We start from the raw sequence: 24343 nt of genomic DNA, 5'->3' as shown, positions 1-24343 counted from the left end.
GATGAAAAAAATACTCATATTACTAAGCTGTTTAGCATTATTAACACTATCAGGCTGCCAAATAAATGGTAACGAAGAGTTCGATCCCGAAGCGGCAGCTTTTGCAAGAATGCAATTAGGGTTAGGATATCTAAGCAAAGCAAATGAATCGGAAGATAACATTAAAGCTGCACACTATAATCTCAAATTAGCAAATCAATATTCACCCAATAACCCACAAATTATGCTAGCTATGGCAATGTTTGATCAGCACGTTGGCGAATACAATGAAGCAGAAATGATTTATAAACGCATTACCCTTATGCAACCAGGTAATGGCTTATATCATGTACATTATGGATCTTTTTTATGTGGTCTTGGACGTTATCAGGAAGCACAAAAGGAGTTTGAAAAAAGCCTTGAATACGATCGCCATAATTGGAAAGCCGATACCTATGAACAATATGGATATTGTGCAATCCAAAATGATGATAAAAAAACAGCTGACTTAATGTTTAAACAACTTTTCCAATATGATGCAAAACGTCGTGAAACGGTTTTAAAAACAGTTGATCTTTATCAAAATAAAGGTGATAAAAGAATAGCGAGTTATTTATTATCAATTGTTGAACAATAAAGTACAACCCTATATTAAATAATCGTTTATCCAAATAATTATAAACAAGAGCATATGTCATGAGTTTTTTGACGATATTTTTATTAGCAATGGCAATGTCTACAGATGCTTTTGCGGTTGCTGTTTGTCGTGGAATTTCATTTAAATCGACTCCCTTTATTGGCGCCTTAAAAGTTGGTATTTTATTTGGTGTCGTTGAAGCAATCACACCATTGCTAGGTTGGCTCATAGGCATTTTGACACTGCACTATATAGAGCGTTGGGATCACTGGGTAGTATTTGCTGTCATGTTATTTTTAGGCATTAGCATGATTTATAATAGTTTTAAAGATGGCGATGATGATTTTTCAGAAAAAGAAATAGCTTCTTCCAAAAAATCTTTTCTTATCTTAATTTTTACCGCTATTTCTACCAGCTTGGATGCATTTGCTGTTGGAATTAGTTTAGCATTAGCTAGTGTTAATATTTATATTGCAGCAAGCATGATTGGATTAGCAACCTGTGTCATGGTGACTATAGGTTTATTACTAGGAAAAAAAATTGGTTGTTTTATCGGAAAACAAGCCGAGATTTTAGGCGGATTGGTGTTAATTGCGATTGGCGTAATAACACTTTATCAGCATCTTTCAAATTAAATTCGCAAAATTCAATACTCTTTTTCATATTCCAACATACATTTAATTTTAATTTGTTAATTTATTCAAACTTGTCAAAGAAAAAAGTTTTTTTGATAAAAAATGATAAAGGGAAAAAATTGATTTGTGAATATAAAAAAACTACCCGCGTAAACGGATAGTTTTTTCAAATATTTAGTTTGTGTGTAAGGAAAGAATTACATCATTCCGCCCATACCACCCATGCCGCCCATACCAGCAGCACCTAAATCAGCTTTATCATCTTTAGGTAAATCAGTAACCATACATTCAGTTGTGATCATAAGACCAGCAACAGATGCAGCATATTGTAATGCACTACGAGTTACTTTAGTTGGATCTAAAATACCCATTGCAATCATATCACCATACTCTTCAGTTGAAGCATTGTAACCATAGTTACCTTTACCACCTTTAACTGCGTTAACAACAACAGATGCTTCTTCACCACAGTTAGTGACGATTTGACGTAATGGTGCTTCCATTGCACGAAGTGCAACTTTGATACCTACGTTTTGATCTTCATTCGCACCTTTTAGCTCAGCAATCGCTGAAGCAGCACGAACTAACGCTACACCACCACCGGCAACAACACCTTCTTCAACAGCAGCACGAGTTGCATGTAATGCATCTTCTACACGTGCTTTTTTCTCTTTCATTTCAACTTCAGTTGCTGCACCAACTTTAATTACTGCAACACCGCCAGCTAATTTAGCCACACGTTCTTGAAGTTTTTCTTTATCGTAATCAGAAGTTGATTCTTCAATTTGTTTACGAATTTGTTCAACACGAGCATTAATTAAAGACTCTTCACCCACACCATCTATGATAGTAGTATTGTCTTTATTGATAACAACACGTTTAGCTTGACCTAAATCTTCTAACGTTGCTTTTTCAAGCTCTAAACCGATTTCTTCTGAAATGACAGTACCAGCTGTTAAAATAGCGATATCTTGTAACATTGCTTTACGACGGTCACCAAAGCCTGGTGCTTTTACGGCTGCAACTTTAACAATACCACGCATAGTATTCACAACTAATGTTGCTAATGCTTCACCTTCAACATCTTCAGCAATAATTAATAGTGATTTACCCGCTTTTGCAACCGCTTCTAATACCGGTAATAATTCACGGATATTAGAGATTTTTTTATCAACTAATAAGATATATGGACTATCTAATTCAACCGTTGCTGTTTCTGGTTTATTGATGAAATAAGGTGATAAATAACCACGATCAAACTGCATACCTTCAACCACATCAAGTTCGTCTTGTAAACCCGTGCCGTCTTCAACAGTGATAACACCTTCTTTACCTACTTTTTCCATTGCTTGCGCAATTAAAGTACCCACAGTTTCATCTGAGTTAGCAGAAATAGTACCAACTTGTGCAATTGCTTTAGAGTCTGCACATGGAGCTGATAATTTTTTAAGTTCTTCAACGGCTGCAACGACTGCTTTATCGATACCACGTTTTAAATCCATTGGATTCATTCCTGCAGCCACTGCTTTTAAACCTTCGTTAACAATAGCTTGAGCAAGCACAGTTGCCGTTGTTGTACCGTCACCAGCAGCATCATTTGCTTTCGATGCCACTTCTTTAACCATTTGTGCACCCATATTTTCGAATTTATCTTCTAATTCGATTTCACGAGCAACTGAAACACCATCTTTAGTGATAGTTGGAGCACCAAATGATTTATCTAAAACGACGTTACGCCCTTTAGGGCCCAAAGTCACTTTTACTGCATCAGCTAATACATTCACGCCTTGAAGCATTTTAACGCGAGCGTCATTACCAAATTTTACATCTTTAGCGGCCATCTTCGTATTTCTCCTAAATTCTGTATATAATTTAAATTAGTTGCCAGTTATGCTTGTACAATAGCTAAAATATCGCTTTCAGACAGGATAAGCACTTCTTCATTATCGATTTTTTCTGTTTTAACGCCATATCCTTCATTGAAAATTACGATATCACCAACTTTAACATCTAGCGGTTGTACTTGACCATTTTCTAAAATGCGACCATTACCAACAGCTAAAACTTCACCACGTGTTGATTTACCTGCAGCTGAACCTGTTAAAACAATACCGCCAGCTGATTTTGATTCCACTTCTTTACGTTTAATGATCACACGATCATGCAATGGACGAATTTTCATTAGTTATCTCCTAGCACTAATATTTAAATAGATGATAATTAAAAATAAATCATAAAATTATGATTTTAAAATGTAGTGAAGTTTACATGGGGGTCTTTTTTATATTCTTCAAGTGAGGAATTTCAAAAAAATGACCAATTGATTATTTATTCATCATCTTTCCGAATAAATTCTCCTTCAATAATCTCATCAGATTGATGAAAGGATCTTGATGAATCAACGCTAGATTGAATAGGCATTTTTTCTACAATTAATTTCACTAAATAATTTTGTACGTAAGGAATTAATAAAATCACTCCTAATAAATCAGTCAAAAATCCCGGAATCAGCAAGAAAAAACCAGCAAATAGCAAAGCGACATTTTTAATTACTTCGTTTTTCAAACTCTGATGATTAGCCATTTTTTGTCGCATAATACTAAAATTCTTTAAACCTTGTGTTTTAACTAAAGAAAACCCAATGAAGGAAGTAGCAATAATACAAATTAGCGCAAGGAATACCCCAATTGAATCAGCAACCTTTATGAAAAAACTAATTTCGAAATAAGCATAAATGAAAAAAAGAATACACAAGAAATATCGCATGTAACAATTCCCTTAAAATAATGTGATATTGTTAGATATTAATAATAATATAAAGCCAATAAGTTATTTTTCAACCAAACAAACTATTTTTTAAAAAATATATCACAAAAAGAATTGACGAATTATCACAGATCGTGTTTAATACACCTCCATTGTTGCCCGGATAGCTCAGTCGGTAGAGCAGGGGATTGAAAATCCCCGTGTCCGTGGTTCGATTCCGCGTCCGGGCACCAATTCTAAAAGAACACCAGCGAAAGCTGGTTTTTTTGTGTCTGAAATTCCAGCAAATTAAAAAATGTAAAAAATCGTTATTAATATCAATGAATCAACATATTCATTGACCTGAAATTTAAAATAACCTTCACATTAGAATAAAAATTATTCATATCAGTAATATATAAATTCCAATAGAAAAAGTTAACAGTAAGATCTTATCCTAATAACTATATAAGAACCTCTAATTTAGAATAATTTATTAAAAGCAAAACCAACAGCAAGTGTGATATTTGTTAAAATTCCATATCTTTTAGCGCAAATGAGAAGATATCTTACTATTTTTCCAGTCAAAATATTATTACATATAGCATCACACTTCCTCATAATTTGTGGTAGGATTGATGCCTAATTTAATACATTGTTTTTATCGGTAAACAAAAATTGGAGGCAGTTTTGTTAAATGATTACAACCCTGTCTCCAATCTTTAATCTGTTCATATTTAAAACGTGTCGGAAAAACAACATCCGATTACGCAAATGAAGTAATAATTAGGAATACCCATGGCCATCAAAAAAACTGAACTATATACATCCCTTTGGGCTAGTTGCGATGAACTGCGCGGTGGAATGGATGCCAGTCAGTATAAAGATTATGTTCTGACAATATTGTTTATGAAGTATGTATCAGACAAATATAAAGGCAATCCTTACGGTTTGATTGTCGTGCCACAAGGCGCTAGCTTTGATGATATGGTTAAGCTTAAAGGCAATAAAGAAATTGGTGATAAAATAAATAAAATCATCAGTGCGTTAGCTGAAGAGAATGATCTCAAAGGTGTTATTGATGTAGCCGATTTTAATGATGAAGATAAACTCGGTAAAGGTAAAGAGATGGTTGATCGCCTATCTAAACTGATAGGTCTATTTGAAGGACTTGATCTCTCTTCCAACCGTGCCGATGGTGACGATTTATTGGGTGATGCTTATGAATATCTGATGCGTCACTTTGCAACTGAATCGGGTAAATCTAAAGGCCAGTTTTATACGCCATCCGAAGTGTCGCGCATTCTTGCTAAAGTGATCGGTATTAATAGTAATACTCGGCAGGACACCACCGTTTATGACCCAACCTGTGGTTCCGGTTCTCTTTTATTAAAAGCCAGTGATGAAGCTCCACGTGGTTTGAGTATTTTTGGTCAAGAAATGGATAACGCCACCAGTGCATTGGCTCGTATGAACATGATTCTGCACAACAATGCCACCGCCAAAATTTGGAAAGGTAATACCATTACAGATCCACAATGGAAAGAAGAAAATGGAAAACTTAAAACTTTTGATTTTGCGGTTGCTAACCCACCATTTTCAAATAAAAACTGGACTAACGGTATTAATCCTCAAGAGGATCAATTTGATCGCTTCAGCTGGGGGGTGCCACCCGAAAAAAATGGTGACTATGCCTTTTTGTTACATATTATCAAAAGTTTAAAAAGCACTGGCAAAGGCGCAGTTATTCTACCTCATGGCGTATTATTTCGTGGCAACGCCGAAGCACGTATTCGTGAAAACCTGATTAAACAAGGTTATATAAAAGGCATTATTGGTTTACCTGCCAACCTATTCTATGGTACCGGCATCCCAGCCTGTATTATTGTGATCGATAAAGAACACGCATCGATAAGGGAAAGTATTTTTATGATCGATGCTAGTAAAGGTTTTATCAAAGATGGCAATAAAAATCGCTTACGTAGCCAGGATATTTACAAAATTGTTGAGGTGTTTACCAAACAATTGGAACAGCCACGTTTTAGTCGTGTAGTACCATTAAGCGAAATAGAAGCCAATGATTACAACCTGAATATTCCGCGCTATATTGATTCTAGCGAACCGGAAGATCTGCATGATCTTAGTGCCCACCTGCAAGGGGGAATTCCCAATCGTGACGTCGATGCTTTAGAACCCTACTGGCAAATATTCCCGAGTATTCGCGCTACCTTATTCAAACCAGCGCGTCAAGGTTATAGCGAAGCTTTGGTTAACGCCTCGGAAGTGAAAAATACCATTCTAAACCATGCAGAGTTCAAAAGCTTTGCAACACAAACTCTTAAACCCTTTATCAATTGGGCTGAACGTGCAAACCTAAAAGCGATAAAACAAGGTGAGCAGCCAAAACAGATTATTCATCAGATCAGCGAAGATCTGCTGCAAAGTTATTCGCGAACACCGTTGCTAAGTAAATATGATATCTACCAGATCTTAATGGACTACTGGGCCGATACCATGCAAGATGATGTTTATGTGCTAGTGCAAGATGGTTGGTCTTTGGGTAAAGTTCTGTGTGAATTGGTTGCGGAAAAAGGTGAAAAACTTAAAGAGACGCCTGATTTAGTGATTGGTAAAGCCAAATATAAAGCGGAATTAATCCCACCTACGCTTATTGTAGCGCGCTATTTTGCTGATGAACAAGCCAAGGTCGATGTATTACAAAGTAAACTTGATAGCGCAAGTCAAGAGCTAGAAACATATCTTGAGGAAAACAGCGGTGACGATGGTCTGCTCAATGATGCAGTCAATGACAAAGATAAAGTCACCAAAGCTACAGTCACTACGCGTTTGAAAGTTGCCACTAACGCTGATGAAAAAACTGCACTTAAACACGCTAAAAAACTGTTTGATTGTGAGGCTGATGCTAAAAAAGCGCTGAAAGAAGCGCAAGACGCACTTGATTTGGCGGTATTTAAGCAGTACTCGAAGCTTAGTATTGATGAAATCAAATCTCTAATAGTTGACGATAAATGGTTAGCGACTCTCGAATCAAACCTTATTGCTGAAATCGAACGGATTACCCAACAACTTGCTAATCGAGTTAAAGAGTTGGAAGAGCGTTACAGTGAGCCACTACCAATGATTATGCAATCGGTAGCAAGTCTGAGTGATAAAGTGGCTGGTCATTTAAAAGCGATGGGACTGGAGTGGACATTATGAGCAATGTAGTCGCTGAAGCAAGCCCAAATCTTATTCCAATTGGATATAAGCAGACTGAAGTTGGAGTGATTCCGGAGGATTGGGAGGTAAAGACCATATTTGAATTGGTAAATTTCCAAAAATGTCTGTTTGATGATGGAGACTGGATTGAAGCGAAACATATTACAAACAAAGGCATTAGGTTAATACAGACAGGAAATATAGGAATTGGTCGATATGTTGAAAAAGATGCCAAAAAATATATTTTTGAAGAATCCTTTGAAACACTCAAGTGTAAGGAGTTATACAAGGGTGATTTGTTAATTTGTCGTTTAGCAGAACCAGCAGGACGAGCTTGCGTTCTTCCTGATATTGGAGAAGATAAAGTAATCACGTCTGTAGATGTCACAATATTTCGACCTTCTAATGAAATAGCAAATCGTGAATTCTACAATCAATATTTTTCTTCATCAGATTGGTTTAAATTTGTTTTAGAACAGGTAGGAGGAACAACACACAAACGAATTTCTCGAGGATCTCTGGGAAAAATACCTGTAGTTTATCCTGAACCGAAAGAACAAACTGCCATAGCCAATGCACTATCTGATGTCGATCTGCTGATTACCGAGTTGGAAAAGCTGATCACCAAAAAACAGGCTATCAAAGTTGCCACCATGCAACAACTCCTTACTGGTCGTACTCGTCTACCACAATTTGCTTTGCGCGAAGATGGTTCGAAAAAAGGTATCAAACAGAGTGAATTGGGGGAGATACCGGAGGATTGGGAATTGGTTTCGTTGCAAAATATGGCAATACCAAACGGTCTGGTTCGTGGACCATTTGGCGGAGCGATAAAAAAAGAGCATTTCACGAAAAACGGTTACAAAGTGTACGAACAAAGAAATGCTATTTACGAAACGATTAACATTGGTAACTATTACATTAATCAGCAAAAATTTGATGAATTAAAGAGATTTTCAGTTTCTCACAATGATTTTATTGTTAGCTGTTCAGGAACTATTGGCCGTATTTATCAGATACCTAAGAAGCACCCCAAAGGTGTAATAAACCAGGCTTTATTAAAGATTACCTTAAATCACAATATTGATTCAAAATACTTCTATCACTACTTTAAATGGGATGGATTTCAAGAGCGAATTATAGATGGTACTCAAGGAGGAGCGATGAAAAATTTAGTTGGAATGGCTGAGTTCAAACAATCTTTAATGCCTTTGCAAACTATAAAAGATGAGCAAACTTCTATCGCCACAATCCTCTCCGATATTGATGAAGATATTCAAGCCTTGGAGCAACGTCTTAGCAAAACCCGTAAAATCAAACAGGGGATGATGCAGGAGTTACTAACAGGAAGAACAAGATTGGTATGAATTAAAAACGTTATATAAATAATTAAATTCTTGAATCGGAGCTCGAGAATTTGCTAAATAAAAGAATAATAAAATTTAACTAAAGGCAATAGGTAAGCCGGTACATTTTTCTGCTGCAATTATGCGTATTTTTATAAATAGCTTAAATTTGTATGAAAGGACTGAGTTTACCTAATTTGATGGCAAGTAGGATATCAGGCAGAGCAATCTGGATGACGAGAAGATACTATAAATTCTTATCTCCTGAGCCTTTAGCTAAAAAAACAGATGAAGGAAAATGAATATGAGTATTGTCGGCCAGCGTGAACGTGCTACCCAAAATCGCATTGTTCAGTTTTTTCAAACTGACTTAGGTTATCGTTATTTAGGTAATTGGCAGGATCGTGAAAATAATAAGAATATTGAAGTTGCGATCCTTAGTGATTGGTTAAAAAAACGTGGTGTAAGTGAGGCGTTAATTAAGCGTACTATTCGCCAGTTGGATATGGCAGCAGCGCTGGGTGAAGGTAAAAAGCTCTATTATGCCAACAAAGATGTTTATCGTTTGTTGCGCTATGGTGTTAAAGATAAAGAAGGAACTGGACATCAGAATGAAACAGTATGGTTGATTGATTGGAATAATCCTGAAGCCAACGATTTTGCCATAGCCGAAGAAGTTTCTATCAAGGGCGAAAATAAGAAACGACCTGACATTGTGCTGTATGTAAACGGTATTGCACTGGGCGTAATAGAGCTTAAGCGCTCGTGTATATCGGTATCTGAAGGGATTCGTCAAAATCTGGATAACCAAAAAAAGGATTTTATTCGTAACTTTTTCACTACCATGCAATTAGTAATGGCTGGCAATGATACGCAAGGTTTACGGTATGCTACAATTGAAACTCCCGAAAAATATTATCTTGAGTGGAAAGAAACACTTGAAAACACTTATACGCATAAACTTGATTTTCACCTAAGCCGTATATGTAACAAAGTCCGTTTTTTACAAATCATCCATGATTTTATTGTTTTTGATGCGGGAATAAAGAAAACCTGTCGTCACAATCAGTTTTTTGGTATTGAGGCTGCTAAGCATTACATTGCAAAGCGTGAGGGTGGCATAATTTGGCACACTCAAGGTTCAGGTAAAAGCCTAACTATGGTGTGGTTAGCTAAATGGATACGGGAAAATGTCAAAGATGCCCGTGTGCTGATTGTGACTGACCGTACTGAACTGGATGAGCAAATTGAAAAAGTATTTATAGGAGTTGAGGAAGACATTTACCGCACCAAAAGCGGTGCCGATTTAGTGGCGACGTTAAATCAACCGAATCCTTGGTTAATCTGTACATTGGTGCATAAGTTTGGTTGTCTGTCTGAGTCTGAACGTGATGCTGCAACCGATGAATTTATTCAAGAGCTGAAAAAGTCACTGCCATCCAACTTTAGCGCTAAAGGCGAGTTGTTTGTATTTGTCGATGAGTGCCATCGTACCCAATCTAACAAGTTACATGATGCCATGAAATCAATTTTGCCTGAGGCAATGTTTGTTGGTTTCACGGGCACGCCGCTGATGAAAAAAGACAAAAAGAAATCCGTTGAGGTATTTGGCCCTTACATTCATACCTATAAATTTGATGAGGCTGTCGCCGATGGCGTAGTATTGGATTTGCGCTATGAAGCAAGAGACATAGACCAACACATTACATCCCAAAAGAAAATCGATGAGTGGTTTGAGGCGAAAACGCGTGGCTTATCTCGAATAGCAAAAACGCAGCTTAAACAAAAATGGGGCACAATGCAAAAAGTGTTATCCAGCAAATCACGCTTGCAACAGATTATGAATGATATCTTGCTGGATATGGACACTAAACCACGCTTGATGGATGGTCACGGTAATGCTATGTTAGTGTGCTCTGATGTTTATCAGGCCTGTAAAGCTTATGAAATGTTCAGCCAAACAGACTTAGCTGGAAAGGTCGCTATTGTGACCAGTTTTCAACCAACTGCAGCGAATATTAAAGGTGAAGAGACAGGAGAAGGGTTAACGGAAAAACTCTTTAAATATGATTGTTACCGCAAAATGCTAGCAGACTATTTTGAATTAGCTCAAGACAAAGTTGCTAATATGGTTGAACAGTTTGAAACAGAAGTTAAAAAGCGTTTCATTGATGAGCCTGGGCAGATGCGTCTATTGATTGTGGTCGATAAATTGCTAACGGGCTTTGATGCACCTTCAGCCACCTATTTGTATATTGATAAGCAAATGAAAGATCACAGTCTATTTCAGGCAATTTGTCGGGTCAATCGTTTAGATGGTGATGATAAAGAATATGGTTATATTATCGACTACAAAGATTTGTTCCGTTCTTTAGGTAAAGCAATTTCTGACTATACTCAAGGTGCGTTTGAGGATTATGACAAGGAAGATGTAGCCGGTTTACTAAAAAACCGTTTAGAGCAAGCCAAGCTGGATTTGGATAATGCGCTGGAAATGGTTCGAGCATTATGTGAACCGGTAAAAGTCCCACGAAAGACTCAAGATTATATTCATTATTTTTGTGGTGAGTCTGGCTTGAATCAAGATGAATTAACCGATAAAGAAGCGCTTCGTATAACCTTGTACAAGGCCGTAGTTAAGTTATTACGTGCATTTGCTAATATTGCTAACGAAATGCCTGATGCGGGCTATTCTGCTCAAGATATTGATTTAATCAAGTCAGAAGTTTGCCACTATGAAAAAGTTCGTGATGAAATTAAGCTGGCTAGTGGTGATTTGGTCGAGATGAAGCGTTTTGAGCCCGCAATGCGACACCTGTTAGATATGTATATTCGTGCCGATGATAGTAAAGCGCTTATGGACTTTGAAGAAATAGGATTAATTGAGTTAATCGTCGAAAAAGGTGCCGGTGCGATTGATACCCTGCCTGAAAATCTACGTAACAATCCGAGAGCAATGGCTGAAGCTATTGAGAATAACGTACGAAAAATTATTGTTGATGAAAATCCTGTTAATCCTAAATATTACGAACAAATGTCAGTTTTATTAAATGAACTAATTGAACTTCGCAGGCAAAAAGCGATTGAATATCAAGATTATCTGGAGAAAATTCAAGAATTATCTCGTAAGGTCGTTCGCCCCGAACAAACTGCATTTAACTATCCGAAATCTATGGATACTAATCCTAAACGCGCTTTTTACGATAACTTTGGAAAAGATGAGAAGCTTGCAACAAAAATTGATAGTACAATTCGTTACACGAAAAAGGCGGATTGGGTTGGTGATCGTTTTAAAGAACGCGAAATTGCCAATGCTCTTCGAGAAGAAACAGCTGGTTATGAAGTGGATATTCAGGCTTTAATGGAACTTGCAAAAGCGCAGAAAGAGTATCAATAATGACGATAATTGAAATTGGTTCGATAACTATACAGTTGAATCGTAAGGCAATCAAAAATTTACACATTAGTGTGTTACCACCGGATGGACGAGTACGTGCATCTGTACCTGAATATATGACAGACGTGGCTATGCGGATGGCTGTGATACGGCGTATCCCTTGGATTAAAAAACAACAGAATAAATTTGTAAAACAACCTCGGCAATCAGAACGCGAAATGGTCAATGGTGAATGTCATTACCTTTGGGGAAGATGCTATCGCCTCAATGTAGTAGCACATATCGGTAAGCAGGAAGCTAAATTGAATCGAGGACGATTGCATTTATATGTAAACCCTATGGTAACTGCTGAGCAAAAAATGTTAGTTTTGACGACTTACTACCGGAATGTTCTTAAAAAGCGAATATCAGACTTATTACCTCTTTGGGAAAATAAAATAGGTGTAGATGTCGCTGCTTGGGGTGTAAAAAAAATGAAAACCAAATGGGGAAGTTGCAATACACAAGCTAAACGTATTTGGTTGAATTTAGAACTGGCAAAGAAGCCTCTAGAATGTTTAGAATACATTCTGGTTCATGAGTTAGTACACCTACTTGAGCGTAATCATAATGACCGCTTTAAAGCTCATATGGATAAGTTACTTCCTGATTGGCTAGAACGTAAAGCATTGCTGAATGGATTACCGTTGAACTACGATAATTGGCTGTAAATTTCTTTAATAAATGTATGATTTTCTATAGTGAGTTTTTCTTTAGCATTATTAGTGCTAACTAAAAATACGTATTCAGTTAAGGATACAATCCTAGATGCTTATATAACTTAAATTTCTCCCCCCTCCGAGTCTTTAAGCAGTATCTTCAATTCCACGTCCGAGCACCAATTCCAAAAAAGAACACCGGCGAAAGTTATTTTTTTGTGTCTGAAATTATTCCAAATTAAAAACTATATAACATATTAATTAATATCAATATTTTATTGGCCTGAGAATTAAAACAACCTTCACATTTGAATAAAAAGCAGCCATGTCAATAATATATAAATCTCAATTCTAATAGAATGAGCTTGAAAGGTATAATCAAATGATTGATTTAAAAAATTCGTTGTTATTAACACTATTATGCTTACCAGTGGTTAATCACGCAGATTGTGACAAAAGGATTGATATATTGCTCAATCAGCAACACCATTCTCAAAATAGCAATATGGCAATTTGCAAAGTTTGAATGACATATGAAAGTAAATCTATTGTCGTTTTACCCCTACCACAAGGAGACGGTATAGATGATACATATGACTTTGATGTTTTAGTAAATCAGATCAAATCATTGCAAATAGTTGGCAACCAAATGCACTTGAAAGTTATACCAAAGAATTAGTTGATTTTGAAATTGATACAGATCGTTATCAGCTTAATCCTGAAACTTTGGCGTTTGGTGTAAGAATAAGATGGAAATTAAAAAACTTTGTAATCTAATTCAATATCCAAACATAAAACTAGCTATTGATGGCTTTTTATCAAATACGATTTGGAAGTAAATATTCTCATTTGTTCTGTAATAAACTAATTTTTTTACAGTATGTTTCATATTTTTGTGAACTAGATCACAAAAATAATTTTATTTTTATAATAATGTCCAATCTTTATCTTTACATTAATTTATCAAAAATAATGGATTGCAAACAATTACAGAAAAAAATCATTGATATCACCATTTGGAAAAAAGGCGAACAACGAGCACCACATAAACCTTTATTACTTCTGTATGTCTTATCAAAATATAAACAAAGTCATACACGTTTATTTAATTATAAAACTGAAATTGAGGAACCATTGCTTGATCTCTTGATGCGTTTTGGTCCTCAGCGTACACATTACTATCCTAATATGCCTTTTTGGCGATTGAAAAATGATGGATTCTGGCAATTAACCAATATTGAAAATTGCATAAATATCAATAATCCAAGTAAAGAGCCAACCAGCAAACAGCAAGCCTCATCACAAGTTTATGGGGGATTTGATGAACCATCCTATCAATGTCTTATAAAAAATCCATCAGCTATCGATCAAATAGCAGAACAGATTTTAAGTCAGCATTTTCCTGAAAGTGTGCAAGAAAATTTAATCAATCGACTTGATTTTAGTTTAACCAATTTTAATCGCCAACGAGATCCAAAGTTCAGACAGTTAGTCTTACGAGCTTACAATTACCAATGTGCAATTTGTGGTTTTGATTTAAGGTATGATTCAGTATCCATTGGTCTTGAAGCAGCCCATGTAAAATGGAAACAGCATGGCGGTCCTTGTGTTATCAATAATGGTTTAGCGCTTTGTTCATTACATCATTCGGCTTTTGATATGGGAGTAATTGGGCTTGATAGTAGTTTAAAAATTAAAATATCGAATGGTATTAACGGTAATCAAATTGTCGAGAGACTATTTTGGGATTTTGACGGAAAAGATATTAAGCAACCTAGATCGAAGGAAGATCATTTACATGATCGGTTTGTTGAATGGCATTTGAAAGAAGTGTTTAGGAACTAATGACGATGGCTAAAATCGACAATCAAATTAATCAATTAATACCTGGTAAAGTTTTAAATAATCAACAATTATGTGATATTTTTAAATGTAGTCCACAAGGTGGAATGCGAAAATCTAATACTACTCATACTCTTGTTCTAATTACGAATCATGTAGAGTCAGTTTATTCCGATGTTTGGAATAATGATGTACTTCATTATACAGGAATGGGGCAAACAGGTGATCAAAGTTTATATTTTATGCAAAATAAAACACTTAATGAAATTGATTCTAATGGCATAAGTGTACATTATTTTGAAGTGTTTAAGGAAAAAGAATATACCTATTCTGGACGTTTAATTAAAGCTGCTTCACCCTATCAAACTCAGCAATACGATGCTAATCAAGTATTACGTAAAGTTTGGGTTTTTCCACTAAAACTTACTGAGAATAAGTTACCAAATAGAATTTTTTCTAATTATAAAAAAGTAAAAGAAGAACAAGTTCACAAATACAAACTAGATAAGTTACTCAATAAAATAATTAAGCAAAATAAAAAACCCGGTAAACGAGATATTGTTACGCCTCAATATATAAGAAGTGCTGAGTTAGCTGAATTTATAAAACGTAAAGCTAAGGGAAAATGTGATCTTTGTGACAATCCAGCACCTTTTTTGACAAAGGATAATATTCCCTATCTAGAATGTCATCATATAATCTGGTTATCTGAAGGTGGCGAAGATTCAATAGAAAATACGGTTGCATTATGTCCCAACTGCCACCGTAAAATGCATGTTGTTAAAAATGATAACGATATTACTAAATTAAAAAAAATTGCAAAATTAAGAGCAAAAGAAGTCACTAAACACAAATAAATTCATTCATATTATTGCTTCCATAATTACCAGTGAAGGAAAATATCTTTTTGCTCAACATGGTAATGAGAAATTAAAAGAAGTAGATCACTAGCAGCATTATCTAATTTGATATCGATTATGTGTTTAATAAGCTGATTACTAAGTTTGATAAAGAGAATAGTTAAGAAACCAATAAAACATTTCCCACATAAATTTTTAAACTATAGCACTTTTTCAAATAAATAATATCAAACTAAAATGGTATTAATAAAAAATTTCTAGATATATTGAGAATATGAAATAAACTCTGTTAATTATCTTAAAAGAAAGCTTAGATCAAAATAATCGGAATTGATTAATGCTTTAAATTATATGATTAAGTCACAAAAGTAGTATATTACCGATAAATTTAATATAAAAAATCTATTTTTTCCAAATAACAACTTATTCCTATTTTTGCACCTAAGCTCTTTAAACCAAATTGTAGATTAAAAAGCTTTTTTTATTTATTTTTTAACCATAAATTAAACAATAAATTTTTTAATAAATTCAGGCACAACTTGACTTGCTGGGCCGTAAATTTTGGTTTGAAATAAACTTTCACTTAAACTCGGCTCTAAATTAAGCTCAATAGTTTTAGCCCCTGATTGATTAGCAACTTTTACAAATCCCGCGGCAGGATAAACATTACCAGATGTCCCAATAGAAATGAAATAGTCAGCCTGTGAAAGTGCATCGTAGATTTTATCCATTTGTAATGGGATTTCTCCAAACCATACTATATGAGGGCGAATAAATTTATTTTGTTGATAATCGACATCTTCCAGACAATCAATAATCTGCCCTGTTTGCTCATTACGAACTTTTAATAGTTCACCATGCATATGAATAATATTTTTAGAACCTGCCTGTTCATGTAGATTATCTACATTTTGTGTGACCACTAATACATTTTCACTGCCCAATTTGTGTTCCATTTCAGCTAAAGCAAAATGAGCTAAATTCGGTTTTACATCAGGACTTTGTAATTTTCTTCGTAGCATATTATAGAAGGAATGAACCGCAATGGGATTTCGACTATAACCTTCATAGGTTGCAACATCGTTAACATCATACCCTTCCCACAATCCATTTTTCGCACGGAATGTCGATAGCCCAGATTCCGCCGATATACCCGCACCAGTTAAAATAACAATTTTAGGTGTTTTGATCATATTTTAGACTCCAGTATTCAAAATTATGCCGATTTAACTAAAATACTACTGACTATATTCCGTAGTAAACATGTTCAACGCGGGTTTGTTCAATTTCTGATACTTGCTATAAGCAGTAGCCACTTTCAATCGAATATTAGCTTTGCTTTCGCCTTTTAACCAAGCATCGATCATAGCGTGCACACTATATGCTTCCGGAGCCATAAGATGCATAGTTAAAATTAAGGGCGAAATCCCCAAACCAGATAACGGTTTCGAAAAATATTTTTGACTTTTACAAGCAAAAACGGCCGCATATCTCGATTTTTGTTGTTCTTGTGCGTCATTTGGAAGTGTTTCCCAACGCCAACTATCAGGCAAAAATTTACGCCAAGACCATTCCATTAAAGCATTATGACCAATATAAACGACTAAATCAGCTTTTCCTCCAGCCGTTATTTGCTTGTTATCTATCGTAAATGATGATTGTTTTTTACCTGCTGAATATTCTATAAAATCATCAATAGTATCATCTATGTATTTGCCATCATATGCCTGAGCTATCAGATAAACATCTTTGTTTCGATGCTTGTACACAATCTCTTCTAATATTTTACCATCATCAGGTTTATTGATTTGTACTACTTGCCACTCTTTTTGTTTACCAAAATAGGTTTTAAAACCATAGGCCGCCCCCCAATAAAGATTATTTTTTGGATCTTGACCATTACCAATCGCTTTAGGAACCGGTGCTATTTGCTGATATTTGTTATCACATAAAGCGACAACAACATGAATCACTTTGGGATCAGCAAAACATGAAAAAGATAAAACTAAACACATTATTTGCATTAAAAATAGACATTTACTCGTTTTCTTCATTTGTTATCAATTCTCCATTCACTTCGTATTTTACAATTACATTATTTTTATACATCATTTCTGAACGAATACATGCCGGGGCGCCACCGACATTGTTTTTGGTCATGGTGTCTCTCCAGATTTCATTTTTTCTATAGATAACACCTTGCCTTTTAATAAAGGCATGCTGCTTTTCATAAACATGATAGCTGTATTGTCTTTCTTCATCACATAATAGCTCACCTTCTAGTTGGTGCTCTCCAACATGAAGCATAATTTGAAACGTTTTATCGGTAGGATTATAAATAATAAGATCAATATAATTATAAAAAATAGCGGCACCCGAACCAAAAGGCAACACTCGACCATCATCAGGAAAAGGATCAAAGCTATGATTTGCTCATTCGACTATTTGGAGTTCTGAATGGAGAGCTAACCAATGAATTAGATTACTAATCTGACATATACCACCGCCAATACCGGAACGAGCTACACCAAATGAAAGTTCCATTCCATTCAAAAATCCTCGCTTTTTAGTTGGTTTTCCGACTAATCGGCAAAACGAAAAATATTCACCTGGTTTAATTAAGATTCCATTTAACGAATCCACTGCAATTTTTAGATTTGTGACTTTATTGTATTGAAGCTGAATATCGCTGTTACCCAATCGACGTATTAATTTGGATGTATGTTTTTTATATCGATATGGTAAACGTAAATCATGACTAAGTTCTAAGCTATATTGACGCGAAGAACAATACCAGAACAAATGACGAAACAAACGACGCTGATTTACCCTTAACCAATAAAGTAAGGGATGATAACTTGATAACGGTTTAGACATTAATTGTTTTTTATCTTAAATTCCAATAAGATAAATTATAACATTAGTACTATTTTTTGAGAGAAGAGATACATAAACTTTTAATAATAAACTAAAAGATATCTTAAAGAAGTTATATTATGATTTAGTACGTTAAGGATGAATAAAATGAAAACAATAGGTTTAATCGGCGGGATGAGCTGGGAAAGTACCGTGACTTATTATCAAGTTATCAATCAAAAGGTAGGACAATCATTAGGAGGATTACATTCAGCGAAAACACTTTTATATAGTGTCGATTTTCAAGAAATTGAACATTGCCAAGCCAATGGTGAGTGGGATAAAAGTGCGCTTATTTTAATTGATGCAGCGAAAAGGTTAGTGCAAGCTGGTGCAGATTTTATCGTGATTTGTACCAATACTATGCACAAAGTCGCAGATCAGATTCAAGCAGCCATTGATATTCCCATTCTTCATATTGCTGATGTTACGGCACAGCACTTAATTAAAGAAAATATTCAAACCGTTGCTTTGCTTGGAACAAAATATACGATGGAACAAGACTTTTATAAATCAAAACTGATTAATAAAGGTTTAAAAGTGCTGATTCCCGATGAGCAAGGTAGAATGATCATCAATCAAATTATTTATGATGAACTTTGCCATGGTATCATTAACCCTACATCGAAACAAACCTATCTTAATATCATTGATAAGCTAGTTATAAAAGGAGCCCAAGGAGTGATACTTGGTTGTACGGAGATTGGTTTATTAATTTCTCAAGCAGATCACAAGATCCCTTTTTTTGATACAGCTCTGTTACATGCTCAAGAAGCAGCATTAAGCGCAATAAATAAAGGTTGTTTTTAATCCTATAGCAGATGGCAATCTAAATACTTACCGATTGCCTTTAATATAAAATCGCTACGAAAAAATTCTTGATTTTAACTGATGTGAATAATATGCATTTTCAACAAAAACTAATTAACTTTTTATTGTGCGCTTTGAAATCAGTCATTATAAGCACATAAAAATTCTTTTGAATGGATACGCTAAAGAATCCTTGTTTAATGTTTCATTGAAATTAGCGTTCCTCTATAGCGCCTCGCATCGCAGAATAGGCCGCATTACATTCACCTTTAATCGCATCTGGATTTTTTTCAACCATCTGTCTAAACTCCTCAATACTTTTTTTAACTGACTCTTCAGATTCGGCAGGCAGTTGTGATGTATTTTGTAAATCCAAAATCAATGCAATATAGCGATCACATTCAACTGCACCAGTATCTATTTTGATAGTTCCTAGGCCATGTTTATTTTTTTCATTACAAGCAACAAGATTTGCAAACAGAAGGCTTAATAAAATACTTTTAGTAATTTTTTTCAACATTTCTTATTCCTAAATTAGTAAGTCATTTACATAAATATATTTATGCAATGTAGTCATAAATAAAGATGATTTTTTATTTATAACATATTTATATGTTTTTTGGATGAATTTTGATAACAGTATTTTAAACCCCTATTAACTGTAATTTAAAGATTTTATTCATAAAAAAAGCCTTACTGCTTTTCCAGCAAGGCTTATAAAAGTAGCAGTTAACAAAAAGCTTATGCTTCTATCGCAACACGTAGTTTTTTCATAGCATTTTTTTCAAGTTGGCGGATTCGTTCAGCCGAAACACTATATTTATCAGCTAAAACTTGCAACGTTGATTTACTATCATCAGCATCTAACCATCGAGCTTTAATGATATCTTGGCTACGTTCATCTAATTGTGATAAAGCATCATGTAACTTGTCGGTTGCATCATTTTCCCAATTATCATTTTCAATTGATTTAGAGAAATCTGAATTACTATCTTCTAAATATAATGCCGGCGCAACAACTGCGTTATCATCATCATCGCTATCGACATCAAAGGACATATCTTGTGCAGACATACGCGATTCCATTTCAAGCACATCTTTACGGCTAACACCTAATTCATCAGCAACCATATCAACTTCAGCACTATTAAACCAACCCAAACGTTGTTTGTTTTTTCTTAAATTAAAGAATAATTTTCTTTGTGCTTTAGTCGTTGCAACTTTAACAATACGCCAGTTTTTTAACACATACTCATGAATTTCAGCTTTAATCCAATGTACTGCAAATGACACTAAACGAACGCCCATTTCAGGATTAAAGCGACGTACTGCTTTCATTAGACCAATATTACCTTCTTGTATCAAATCTGCTTGTGGTAAACCGTAACCAGAATAACCACGGGCGATGTGCGCAACAAAACGTAAATGCGATAAAATTAATTGTCTTGCTGCATCAACATCATCATGATAGTAAAGTCTTTCGCCTAAAGATTTTTCTTCCTCAGCAGTTAGCATAGGATAGGTATTAATCAAGCGAAGGTAAGATTCAATATTGCCTTGTGGGATTAAAGCACCTACTTGCATTTTTAAATCAGTACTCATTTAATTCCCCCCTTTATTTAAACTTTTTTTGTTGTATTTATTTTTGATTACAACAATATAAAACTTTATACAGTTTTAAACTTTTAATATTAGACAGTTAAAATGTAATTTAGTTCACAATTAGGTTTAAAATAAAAAAATATTTATAAAAATATTAATCACCTTTTCTACTTAATACTATTAAGAAGAACTATCTTAATTAACTAATTTTTAAATATCTTTTTGTTGTAATAAGTGATGATAACCATCCTATCACAATTGTAATTAATACAATTAGCAAGACTTCATCCCACAATAACCCTTCTAGTGAAAATACTGTTCCGAATTCATTTGAGACATTTAATATAATAGATTCTATCTGAAAAATAAATATTTCCGATAAAACGACAGAAAATAAAGCACTTATAAATCCAATAAACATTCCACTATACAGAAAAGGGCGTAAAATAAAACCTTCAGTAGCGCCTATTAATTGCATAACAATAATTGTTTGTTTTCGGGCAAAAATACTTAAACGAATACTATTTCCAATAACCAGTGATACTGCAATAATCATAAATATTGCAATAGCCCAAACTATTGCTTTAACCATATCAGTTAAAGCTGTCAAACGAGTAAACCAGCTATCGTCTAGTTTGACATCATCGATACCATCAATTTTGAAAATTTCTGATTGTAATTTATGAAGTATTTCTGTCTTTTTTGCTTCTGGTTTAGGAATAATAATTGCTACCGCCGGCAGTGGATTTTCTTCTAATAAATCTAATGCACTACTGAATCCAGACCATGAAATAAATTCTTCTTTAGCATCATCGCGTGAAAGATAATTAACTTTTTCCACCTCTGAAAGAGATTTGATTTTTTCAATTAATTCGTCAGTTTGCTCAGCATTAAATGTCTTGCTTATATATGCCGTTAAATTTGGCGTTGGAGACCACCGATGTGCAGCTTGATTCGCATTTTTCCATAATAAATAGCCGATTGTTGGTAAACTTATTGAAATTGCTATAACGAAAATTGTCAGTAGTGATGTTAAAATATTTTGTTTGAAATGATTAAAAACATTTTGCCATGCATAACTTATTTGTCTTTTCCAACGACCTAAAAAGTGACTTTTATTTTTAGAAGTTGCTTTGGCTGATCTGACATTAGCGTTTATCATTAATATTAGCCCTCTAAACGCCCTTGATTTAAATGAAGTATTCGGTGGTGTTTTCGACGAATAAGCCCAATATTATGCGTTGCCATTAATACCGTTACGCCAGCTTGATTAAATTCTTCAAACAATTTTAAGATATCTTTTGAAAGTTTATCATCAAGATTACCTGTAGGCTCATCGGCTAATAACACACTGGGACGATTAACAATCGCTCTTGCAATCCCTACCCTTTGCTGTTCTCCACCAGATAACTGAATGGGATAGAACTTAGCTTTATTGATTAATCCAACTTTATCAAGCGATGCAGAAACCCGTCGTCGGATTTCTTCAACTGGTTTACCTAAAATGATTAAAGGAATAGCAACATTGTCATAAACAGTATGATCCATAAGTAATTGGTGATCTTGAAAGATCATACCTATTTTTCGCCGTAAAAAAGGCATATCCTGCTTTCGTAACGTTGACACATCAATGTTATTAAGCATTACTTTACCATCATTCGCTTTTTCCAAACCACAAATAAGACGCATTAAGGTGCTTTTGCCAGCACCCGAATGACCTGTTAAAAATGCCATTTCACCTGTTGATAATGTAAAGTTTATATTCTGCAATGCAGGTCTTCCGCCCGAATAAACTTTACTCACATGTTGAAATTGGATCATAGCCTCTCTCTATTCATCTGTTTCATCAAACAGTGCGTTAATAAAATCATCAGCGTTGAAAGGTCTTAAATCTTCTATTTTTTCGCCAACACCGATATAACGGATAGGGATATTAAACTGATCAGCAATACTAAAGATAATACCTCCTTTTGCGGTACCATCTAATTTAGTTAAGGTCATGCCTGTTAATCCAACTGCTTCATTAAATAATTTAGTTTGGCTAATTGCGTTTTGTCCAGTGCCTGCATCAATTGTTAACATGATTTCATGTGGTGCAGTTTCATCATGTTTTTTTATCACTCGAACAATTTTTTTTAGTTCATCCATTAAATGTGATTTGTTTTGTAAACGACCTGCAGTATCAGCTATTAGAACATCAATATTTTTAGCTTTGGCAGCTTGAATGGCATCATAAATAACTGAAGCCGAATCCGCATTAATATGCTGTGCAATTACCGGAATATTATTTCGTTCTCCCCATACTTGTAATTGTTCAACCGCTGCAGCACGAAATGTATCACCTGCGGCAAGCATAACAGATTTACCTTGTTGTTGAAATTGACGAGCTAATTTACCTATTGTTGTTGTTTTACCGACACCGTTAACACCAACCATTAATATCACAAATGGTTTATGAGTTGAAATATCCAGCGGTTTATCAACTCCATTTAACACAGATTTCATTTCTTGCTTTAATAGTTCATGTAAAGCATCAGCATCTTTTAACGCTTTGCGAGAAGCTTGTTGAGTTAAAGCTGAAATAATTTTTTGCGTAGTTTCAAAACCAACATCTGCAATTAATAATTGTTCTTCAAGTTCTTCAAATAAAGCATCGTCTATTTTTTTTCCTCTAAATAAATTTAAAAAACCTGATCCTATATTTTGTTTTGTTTTAAAGAGACTTTGCTTTAGACGAGAAAAAAATCCCTCTTTTTTTTGTTCTACCATAAATAGTTATCCTATGATCATGATAAAGATCATTTTATCTTATTTTAGTATAAAGCCCAATTTATTCAGTACAAATAGATGAATATATTGATCTAGTTTATTCAAAAATTCTCTACAAAATAGTACTTAATTATCTACTATTTATTTTATAGATAAAGATTATCTAGGTTTATTGTTTTCCATTCACCTAAAGGTAAATTATGGCTGAATAAATTATATTGACCTATTTGGACTCTAATCAATCGTAAACATGGAAAACCAACTGCAGCACACATCCTTCGAACTTGTCGATTTTTACCTTCTGTAATAGTGATACTTATCCATGATGTCGGAATAGTTTTACGTTCTCTAATAGGAGGCACTCTTTGCCATAGGAATGTTGGTTCTTCTAAAATAGTTGCTAGTGCAGGTGCAGTATAAAATTCTTTTAATTGAACACCACGCTTTAATTTATCTATTGCTTGTTGAGTAATTGATCCTTCAACTTGAACCCAATACGTTTTTGGTAGCTTAAATTTTGGTGAACTAATTTTAGCTTGTAGTTTACCATCGTTTGTTAATAAAAGTAATCCTTCACTGTCAGTATCTAATCGTCCAGCAGGATAAAATTTGGGTAATGAGATAAAATCTTTCAATGTTGGATACTTTTCATGTGCTGAAAATTGAGACACCACATTAAATGGTTTATTAAAAGCGATTAATGAGCTCATTTCCAGACTATATCCCTCTCTGCTCTTCTATTACGTTGATTTTAATTTCTTATATCATAGATAGCAAAAAAGCCCAGCATCTCTGCTGGGCTCTCGCACTTATTTAAAAGTCTGGCGGCACCCTACTCTCACATGGGTAATACCCACACTACCATCGGCACTACGGCGTTTCACTTCT

General features: G+C 34.6%; 19 protein-coding genes, 1 tRNA gene and 2 pseudogenes. 10 read left to right on the top strand and 12 right to left on the bottom strand.

Annotated elements, in window-relative coordinates:
• The first annotated feature begins 1 nt into the window (after window position 1).
• Together ACGH47_RS09210 and ACGH47_RS09205 are read left to right on the top strand one after the other, a co-directional pair.
• Window positions 2–616 carry a hypothetical protein gene (locus ACGH47_RS09210; protein ID WP_411623278.1) on the top strand — a complete coding sequence of 205 codons (615 nt, stop codon included), beginning with the start codon at window positions 2–4 and terminating at the stop codon, window positions 614–616.
• 59 nt (window positions 617–675) lie between these two features.
• Complete coding sequence (locus ACGH47_RS09205) at window positions 676–1251, top strand: manganese efflux pump MntP family protein (protein WP_267360503.1); 576 nt, start codon at window positions 676–678, stop codon at window positions 1249–1251.
• A 197-nt stretch (window positions 1252–1448) separates the two neighbouring features.
• Here the strand turns inward: ACGH47_RS09205 and groL are convergent, their stop codons facing one another.
• The 3 genes from groL to ACGH47_RS09190 all read right to left on the bottom strand — a co-directional run bounded on the left by groL (window position 1449) and on the right by ACGH47_RS09190 (window position 4017).
• Window positions 1449–3092, bottom strand: coding sequence for a chaperonin GroEL (gene groL, locus ACGH47_RS09200; RefSeq protein ID WP_065558075.1), 1644 nt, complete (start codon window positions 3090–3092; stop codon window positions 1449–1451).
• A gap of 47 nt (window positions 3093–3139) precedes the next feature.
• Window positions 3140–3433 (bottom strand): co-chaperone GroES, encoded by a 294-nt coding sequence (locus tag ACGH47_RS09195; RefSeq protein WP_034915350.1) that lies wholly within the window; start codon window positions 3431–3433, stop codon window positions 3140–3142.
• A 146-nt stretch (window positions 3434–3579) separates the two neighbouring features.
• Window positions 3580–4017, bottom strand: coding sequence for an FxsA family protein (locus ACGH47_RS09190; protein WP_411623277.1), 438 nt, complete (start codon window positions 4015–4017; stop codon window positions 3580–3582).
• A gap of 157 nt (window positions 4018–4174) precedes the next feature.
• Here ACGH47_RS09190 and ACGH47_RS09185 point away from each other — a divergent pair.
• The 7 genes from ACGH47_RS09185 to ACGH47_RS09155 all read left to right on the top strand — a co-directional run bounded on the left by ACGH47_RS09185 (window position 4175) and on the right by ACGH47_RS09155 (window position 15355).
• Window positions 4175–4250, top strand: a tRNA-Phe gene (locus tag ACGH47_RS09185).
• Window positions 4251–4794: 544 nt separating this feature from the next.
• On the top strand, window positions 4795–7215 hold the full coding sequence (locus tag ACGH47_RS09180) for a type I restriction-modification system subunit M (RefSeq protein ID WP_411623276.1): 2421 nt from the start codon (window positions 4795–4797) through the stop codon (window positions 7213–7215).
• Window positions 7212–8582: a restriction endonuclease subunit S gene (locus ACGH47_RS09175; RefSeq protein ID WP_411623275.1), complete on the top strand. Its 1371-nt coding sequence runs from the start codon at window positions 7212–7214 to the stop codon at window positions 8580–8582. The genes ACGH47_RS09180 and ACGH47_RS09175 overlap by 4 nt, the downstream gene beginning before the upstream one ends.
• 283 nt (window positions 8583–8865) lie before the next feature.
• Window positions 8866–11958, top strand: a complete 3093-nt coding sequence (locus ACGH47_RS09170; RefSeq protein WP_411623274.1) for a type I restriction endonuclease subunit R — start codon at window positions 8866–8868, stop codon at window positions 11956–11958.
• On the top strand, window positions 11958–12668 hold the full coding sequence (locus ACGH47_RS09165) for a M48 family metallopeptidase (protein WP_411623273.1): 711 nt from the start codon (window positions 11958–11960) through the stop codon (window positions 12666–12668). The genes ACGH47_RS09170 and ACGH47_RS09165 overlap by 1 nt, the downstream gene beginning before the upstream one ends.
• A 960-nt stretch (window positions 12669–13628) precedes the next feature.
• Window positions 13629–14501, top strand: a complete 873-nt coding sequence (locus ACGH47_RS09160; protein ID WP_411623272.1) for a phosphorothioated DNA-binding restriction endonuclease — start codon at window positions 13629–13631, stop codon at window positions 14499–14501.
• 5 nt (window positions 14502–14506) lie between these two features.
• On the top strand, window positions 14507–15355 hold the full coding sequence (locus tag ACGH47_RS09155) for an HNH endonuclease (protein ID WP_411623271.1): 849 nt from the start codon (window positions 14507–14509) through the stop codon (window positions 15353–15355).
• Window positions 15356–15861: 506 nt separating this feature from the next.
• Here the strand turns inward: ACGH47_RS09155 and cobB are convergent.
• The 3 genes and pseudogenes from cobB to ACGH47_RS09140 form a co-directional block, all read right to left on the bottom strand.
• A complete protein-coding gene (gene cobB, locus ACGH47_RS09150) occupies window positions 15862–16551 on the bottom strand; it encodes a Sir2 family NAD+-dependent deacetylase (RefSeq protein ID WP_411623270.1) in 690 nt (229 codons plus the stop codon).
• A gap of 45 nt (window positions 16552–16596) precedes the next feature.
• Entirely contained in the window at window positions 16597–17412 is an 816-nt protein-coding gene (locus ACGH47_RS09145; protein ID WP_411623269.1) for a hypothetical protein, read from the bottom strand.
• Window positions 17396–18235: pseudogene (locus ACGH47_RS09140) on the bottom strand (VanW family protein). The gene ACGH47_RS09145 and the pseudogene ACGH47_RS09140 overlap by 17 nt, the downstream one beginning before the upstream one ends.
• 147 nt (window positions 18236–18382) lie before the next feature.
• Between ACGH47_RS09140 and ACGH47_RS09135 the strand changes: the two are divergent.
• Window positions 18383–19084 (top strand): aspartate/glutamate racemase family protein, encoded by a 702-nt coding sequence (locus tag ACGH47_RS09135; protein ID WP_267380039.1) that lies wholly within the window; start codon window positions 18383–18385, stop codon window positions 19082–19084.
• A 214-nt stretch (window positions 19085–19298) separates the two neighbouring features.
• Here the strand turns inward: ACGH47_RS09135 and ACGH47_RS09130 are convergent, their stop codons facing one another.
• From ACGH47_RS09130 to ACGH47_RS09105, 6 genes and pseudogenes are all read right to left on the bottom strand, one after another.
• Window positions 19299–19604: a hypothetical protein gene (locus tag ACGH47_RS09130; protein WP_411623268.1), complete on the bottom strand. Its 306-nt coding sequence runs from the start codon at window positions 19602–19604 to the stop codon at window positions 19299–19301.
• Window positions 19605–19825: 221 nt separating this feature from the next.
• Window positions 19826–20686 carry an RNA polymerase sigma factor RpoH gene (gene rpoH, locus ACGH47_RS09125; RefSeq protein ID WP_267360520.1) on the bottom strand — a complete coding sequence of 287 codons (861 nt, stop codon included), beginning with the start codon at window positions 20684–20686 and terminating at the stop codon, window positions 19826–19828.
• 199 nt (window positions 20687–20885) lie between these two features.
• Window positions 20886–21848 (bottom strand): permease-like cell division protein FtsX, encoded by a 963-nt coding sequence (ftsX, locus tag ACGH47_RS09120; RefSeq protein ID WP_411623267.1) that lies wholly within the window; start codon window positions 21846–21848, stop codon window positions 20886–20888.
• A 5-nt stretch (window positions 21849–21853) separates the two neighbouring features.
• The gene (gene ftsE, locus ACGH47_RS09115; RefSeq protein ID WP_267360522.1) at window positions 21854–22507 is read right to left on the bottom strand and encodes a cell division ATP-binding protein FtsE; all 654 of its coding nucleotides are present in this window, start codon (window positions 22505–22507) and stop codon (window positions 21854–21856) included.
• A 9-nt stretch (window positions 22508–22516) separates the two neighbouring features.
• A pseudogene (gene ftsY / locus ACGH47_RS09110) lies at window positions 22517–23440 on the bottom strand (signal recognition particle-docking protein FtsY); the annotation flags it as partial.
• A 161-nt stretch (window positions 23441–23601) separates the two neighbouring features.
• Window positions 23602–24165 carry a pseudouridine synthase gene (locus tag ACGH47_RS09105; protein WP_411623266.1) on the bottom strand — a complete coding sequence of 188 codons (564 nt, stop codon included), beginning with the start codon at window positions 24163–24165 and terminating at the stop codon, window positions 23602–23604.
• Window positions 24166–24343 lie beyond the last annotated feature (178 nt).

It is taken from the genome of Gilliamella sp. CG16, assembly GCF_046635785.1.
GTDB classification, from domain to species: Bacteria; Pseudomonadota; Gammaproteobacteria; order Enterobacterales; family Orbaceae; genus Gilliamella; species Gilliamella apicola_I.
The sequence above is the reverse complement of the archived record's forward strand: the minus strand, read 5'-3'. Positions and strand labels throughout refer to the sequence as shown.

What these genes read in the sequence shown, in the direction of transcription:
- ftsE (WP_267360522.1), bottom strand. Translation starts at nt 22,507, where the DNA reads ATGATCCAATTTCAACATGTGAGTAAAGTTTATTCGGGCGGAAGACCT.
- ACGH47_RS09180 (WP_411623276.1), top strand. Translation starts at nt 4,795, where the DNA reads ATGGCCATCAAAAAAACTGAACTATATACATCCCTTTGGGCTAGTTGC.
- ACGH47_RS09105 (WP_411623266.1), bottom strand. Translation starts at nt 24,165, where the DNA reads ATGAGCTCATTAATCGCTTTTAATAAACCATTTAATGTGGTGTCTCAA.
- ACGH47_RS09170 (WP_411623274.1), top strand. Translation starts at nt 8,866, where the DNA reads ATGAGTATTGTCGGCCAGCGTGAACGTGCTACCCAAAATCGCATTGTT.
- ACGH47_RS09205 (WP_267360503.1), top strand. Translation starts at nt 676, where the DNA reads ATGAGTTTTTTGACGATATTTTTATTAGCAATGGCAATGTCTACAGAT.
- cobB (WP_411623270.1), bottom strand. Translation starts at nt 16,551, where the DNA reads ATGATCAAAACACCTAAAATTGTTATTTTAACTGGTGCGGGTATATCG.
- ACGH47_RS09195 (WP_034915350.1), bottom strand. Translation starts at nt 3,433, where the DNA reads ATGAAAATTCGTCCATTGCATGATCGTGTGATCATTAAACGTAAAGAA.
- ACGH47_RS09190 (WP_411623277.1), bottom strand. Translation starts at nt 4,017, where the DNA reads ATGCGATATTTCTTGTGTATTCTTTTTTTCATTTATGCTTATTTCGAA.
- ACGH47_RS09130 (WP_411623268.1), bottom strand. Translation starts at nt 19,604, where the DNA reads ATGTTGAAAAAAATTACTAAAAGTATTTTATTAAGCCTTCTGTTTGCA.
- ACGH47_RS09155 (WP_411623271.1), top strand. Translation starts at nt 14,507, where the DNA reads ATGGCTAAAATCGACAATCAAATTAATCAATTAATACCTGGTAAAGTT.
- ACGH47_RS09210 (WP_411623278.1), top strand. Translation starts at nt 2, where the DNA reads ATGAAAAAAATACTCATATTACTAAGCTGTTTAGCATTATTAACACTA.
- ACGH47_RS09175 (WP_411623275.1), top strand. Translation starts at nt 7,212, where the DNA reads ATGAGCAATGTAGTCGCTGAAGCAAGCCCAAATCTTATTCCAATTGGA.
- rpoH (WP_267360520.1), bottom strand. Translation starts at nt 20,686, where the DNA reads ATGAGTACTGATTTAAAAATGCAAGTAGGTGCTTTAATCCCACAAGGC.
- ftsX (WP_411623267.1), bottom strand. Translation starts at nt 21,848, where the DNA reads ATGATAAACGCTAATGTCAGATCAGCCAAAGCAACTTCTAAAAATAAA.
- ACGH47_RS09160 (WP_411623272.1), top strand. Translation starts at nt 13,629, where the DNA reads ATGGATTGCAAACAATTACAGAAAAAAATCATTGATATCACCATTTGG.
- ACGH47_RS09165 (WP_411623273.1), top strand. Translation starts at nt 11,958, where the DNA reads ATGACGATAATTGAAATTGGTTCGATAACTATACAGTTGAATCGTAAG.
- ACGH47_RS09135 (WP_267380039.1), top strand. Translation starts at nt 18,383, where the DNA reads ATGAAAACAATAGGTTTAATCGGCGGGATGAGCTGGGAAAGTACCGTG.
- groL (WP_065558075.1), bottom strand. Translation starts at nt 3,092, where the DNA reads ATGGCCGCTAAAGATGTAAAATTTGGTAATGACGCTCGCGTTAAAATG.
- ACGH47_RS09145 (WP_411623269.1), bottom strand. Translation starts at nt 17,412, where the DNA reads ATGAAGAAAACGAGTAAATGTCTATTTTTAATGCAAATAATGTGTTTA.